Consider the following 3,731-nt stretch of genomic DNA (forward strand, 5'->3'; position numbering starts at 1 on the left):
TTTTCGTTCGCTCTCCTGTGCCTGTAAGTCGTTTTTTTCCGCTGTTGCCAGTACGTGGAGGAGTTTGCGTTCCTGTTCTGTGAGTCCTGCTTCGTTGTCGAGCAGGTCAATAATCTGTCTCTGTCGTGCGGTCTGTTCTCCGAGCTTCCTGATGAATCCGATCCGTTTCTTCAGCCATTCGATGTTGCTGATGCGCATGTTCGTGGTGCTCCCTGGTGTTTTTTGCGGTGTGTTGTGGTCGTGCAGTATATCGCTTGCGGTCGGTGGGTGCAGGGGGGTATCTTCCTTCTAATTCGTGAAATTAGAAGGAAGCGCACTTATATGTTTCTCTCCTTCGTCGAGAAACAGTGCGCTCCTGCGGAGGGCTGAAACCGTGGCAACCTATCACCTCAGCGTTAAATTTGGAGGCAAGGGACAGGCTGCAAACCACGCCGATTACATCGAGCGCAAAGGGGAGTATGCGAAACGGAAAGATCTGGAATACACGGAGCACGGAAACATGCCGGAATGGGCCAGGGATAATCCTTCCCATTTCTGGCAGGCGGCTGTATCAGAAAGTTGTGACACTGGAAGATAAACTGGCGGAGAAAACTGTCACGGGTAAGAGCCGGAAAAACTGACGCGCTCTGTGAGGTGTTTGAATTGTTCGCTGTTCACATCGGATAAAACCGATCTTGGAAAAAGAAACGTTGATAACTAAGATTCAGGATAGTAATCATCCTGAATCTTAATGAATTACCAGAATTTAAGTTTTGATAGTATTTTCTTACCTGCAGCAACAACAGTTGCAGCTACTACTTCAACAACTACATCCTTTACGTTATCCCAGGCTTCACCTGTCCATTCTTTAATGGTGTCCCATACGCCCTTTTCTGCGCTTTCTGCCATTTTTTCTGTTTTTATTTCTTCTCCTGCTTCGCGATAGAGAGCATATTTTTTCTCCTTTGGGAGGATGTCTATTATTGTCTCCATTGCTTTAGAAATATTAAACTTTCTTTTGACTGATGTAGGTATAATGTATGAAGCAGGAACAGAAAAGGCAGTACTTACTTCTAGTATTTTCTCATTTACACTAGCTAACTGCTCTTTTGTCGGCTCGTTTTTCTTTTTATCCCAAAGAAGTTCACCTTCATCGTCTTCTGTTGGTTCTATTTTATCTATTTGGTTTATGAAAAATACAACAGGACATTTTTTTATATTAGGTAGCAATATATCGTTATATACCTTTTGAGAAATTGCGTAAGCCCTTTCATCAGACTTTATTACCCATACAACTAGGTCTAACTTTGCAACATTCTCTTTGTATAGATTATAATATTCTTTGTCTCTTTCCAAGGTTTCACCAACACCAGGAAAGTCTATTATCGTAAGTCCTCCCTCATTTCCATCTTCTGGCTTGATATGAATTTCTTGAATCTCTCTTGTGCAAGCAGCGACGTTACTGACTGGGGCTACATCACGACCAAATAATGCATTGCATAATGATGATTTACCTACGCCAGTTGATCCAAAAATACCGACTCGTGGCGTGTAACCTTTTATTTCCCTTATTTTCTTTTCGATTGCTTGTCTAATTTTTTCTTTGCTGTTTAGTGTCGATTTATCAATATATTCCATTTTAAGAACCTATATTGTCAAGAAATATTACTTATAAATAAACCACCTATTTTATAAGTGGTATTTTATTGTATTCGATAAATGTTATCTAGAGCTGTGTTCAGGTTGTTGTGAGACTAAACCTTTTAAGCGATTTCCTAAAAAGGTGGGGTACATGGAGCTCAGAAAACAAACTATCCCAAGACTGTTTTTTAGTCATGTTGCTTTGGAGAGAGGGTGGGATGAACTATGGCAATTATTGTGTCTGATGCTGATATCGAACTGTTTTATCCATCTATGCAAGGATATGGATGAGAAAATTTGCTGTTTTGACCCATTCGCCCTTCTGAACGGTTGAAACTGTTCGCGAATCACTTTTGTGCATAGTTATGCAGCCCCATAAAAATAATTCTGACGCATTTTTCGGGGTTGCCCTGGTGTTTCCTTGTATTTTTGCGTTTTTTGCGTCAGAAAGCGATTGAGAGCGTTTTAAGGGGTTCGTACAACAGGAGTTATGGTAAATGGATCGTTTTTGCGGGAAGGCTCGACAGGTTTTGTTGTTGGGGGTAGTGTAAGCGACTGAAAAACAAACGCCCCTGAAATTCGTGTCTATCCGCCAAGACTTTCACGAAAATACAGGGGCGATGTCGGTCGATAACCTGGAAGGAATCGTAACACATGAGCGCCGCGCTTCAATACTTCGAAGAAAATTTACCCCACCGTCCCTATCACACGGATGATCTCGCTTTTGGTCTTCGCATCTCCGGCAAAGGGCGTGCGCTTCTTGCGCGGTACATCCAGCAGAACCAGCCTCATGCGCAGTTCTGGCTGGTTTTTGACGTTGACCGTGTAGGAGCTGCGATTGACTGGAGCGACCGGAACGCTCCCGCGCCGAACATCACCGTAAAAAATCCTGTGAACGGTCATGCTCACCTGCTCTACGCACTCAATATCGCCGTGAGAACCGCGCCGGACAGCTCGGTTAAGGCGCTGAAATACGCCGCTGCGATTGAACGTTCGCTGTGTGAGAAACTTTGTGCAGATGTGAACTACAGCGGACTGATTTGCAAAAATCCGTTCCACCTGGAATGGCAGGTGATGGAGTGGCGCGAGGAGGCCTATACCCTCGATGAACTGGCTGATTATCTCGATTTGAGCGCCTCAGCGCGCCGTAGCATCGATAAACATTACGGGATGGGGCGAAACTGCCATCTGTTCGAAATGACGCGCAAATGGGCTTACAGGGCGATTCGTCAGGGCTGGCCAGCATTCTCACAGTGGCTTGATGCCGTGATTCAGCGTGTCGAAATGTACAACGCATCGCTTCCCGTTCCGCTTTCTCCGCCTGAATGTCGGGCTATTGGCAAGAGCATTGCGAAATACACGCACAGGAACTTCACGCCGGAAACTTTCGCACAGTATGTGGCTGATACGCACACCCCAGAAATACAGGCCAAGAGAGGCCGGAAAGGTGGTATCGCTAAAGGCGAAGCCTACGATGACAAGCGTTTCATGGCGCTATGTATGCTGGAGAATGGATATTCTCAGAAAGCTATTGCGGCGATGCTGAATGTACATCGTAATACGATCCGTAATTGGGCAATGCACAAATAGCCTATATCAGATAACAGCGCCTTTTCGGCGTCTTTTTGAGCTGAGGGCTTTCCGGCGGTTTTCTCCTTTCAGCCCAGCAATGGTGCTGTTTTCCGCATGATTGCGCTGGTAGTGCTCGCCGCAGTCTCATGACCGAGCGTAGCGAGCGAATGAGCGAGGAAGCACCAGGGAATCGGAACACGGATGGAGGCACTTACGCGTCTGGGTTTGGGGATGTCTCCAGATCGTACTTAAGTTCCTTAAGTGCCTGTAATATCCTGTCTTTTTTATAGCATAGCTCGCCTGTTTTTGTGTCTACCAGTCCTGCTTCGATCAGTAGCCCAGCCGCGAGAAAGAGCCGGTGATTGCGTTCTCGTCGTTGTTTTTTTCCCTCGATTCGTTTTTGGACCGCCTGTTTTCGTTCGCTCTCCTGTGCCTGTAAGTCGTTTTTTTCCGCTGTTGCCAGTACGTGGAGGAGTTTGCGTTCCTGTTCTGTGAGTCCTGCTTCGTTGTCGAGCAGGTCAATAATCTGTCTCTGTCGT

At 45.8% G+C, this 3,731-nt stretch carries 4 protein-coding genes and 1 pseudogene; 2 read left to right on the forward strand and 3 right to left on the reverse strand.

Annotated features, from left to right (window positions below; translation table 11 throughout):
• The coding region (locus FTV43_RS14685; protein ID WP_179995775.1) for a hypothetical protein at positions 1 to 198 on the reverse strand (198 nt) is incomplete at its 3' end.
• Positions 199 to 373: 175 nt separating this feature from the next.
• On the opposite strand from FTV43_RS14685, the pseudogene FTV43_RS14690 reads away from it, so the two are divergent.
• Positions 374 to 547, forward strand: a pseudogene (locus tag FTV43_RS14690) (mobilization protein); the annotation flags it as partial.
• Between the two features lie 188 nt (positions 548 to 735).
• Here FTV43_RS14690 and FTV43_RS14695 read toward each other — a convergent pair.
• Positions 736 to 1,617, reverse strand: coding sequence for a GTPase family protein (locus FTV43_RS14695; RefSeq protein WP_031612478.1), 882 nt, complete (start codon positions 1,615 to 1,617; stop codon positions 736 to 738).
• A gap of 657 nt (positions 1,618 to 2,274) precedes the next feature.
• Here FTV43_RS14695 and FTV43_RS14700 point away from each other — a divergent pair.
• Positions 2,275 to 3,210, forward strand: a complete 936-nt coding sequence (locus FTV43_RS14700; protein WP_031612480.1) for a replication initiation protein — start codon at positions 2,275 to 2,277, stop codon at positions 3,208 to 3,210.
• A gap of 193 nt (positions 3,211 to 3,403) precedes the next feature.
• Here FTV43_RS14700 and FTV43_RS14705 read toward each other — a convergent pair.
• Positions 3,404 to 3,731: hypothetical protein (locus FTV43_RS14705; RefSeq protein WP_257224128.1), on the reverse strand; the 328-nt coding region annotated here is incomplete at its 5' end.

The organism is Acinetobacter sp. YH16053 (assembly GCF_013417035.1).
Lineage (GTDB): Bacteria > Pseudomonadota > Gammaproteobacteria > Pseudomonadales > Moraxellaceae > Acinetobacter > Acinetobacter towneri.

What these genes read in the sequence shown, in the direction of transcription:
- FTV43_RS14695 (WP_031612478.1), bottom strand. Translation starts at nt 1,617, where the DNA reads ATGGAATATATTGATAAATCGACACTAAACAGCAAAGAAAAAATTAGA.
- FTV43_RS14700 (WP_031612480.1), top strand. Translation starts at nt 2,275, where the DNA reads ATGAGCGCCGCGCTTCAATACTTCGAAGAAAATTTACCCCACCGTCCC.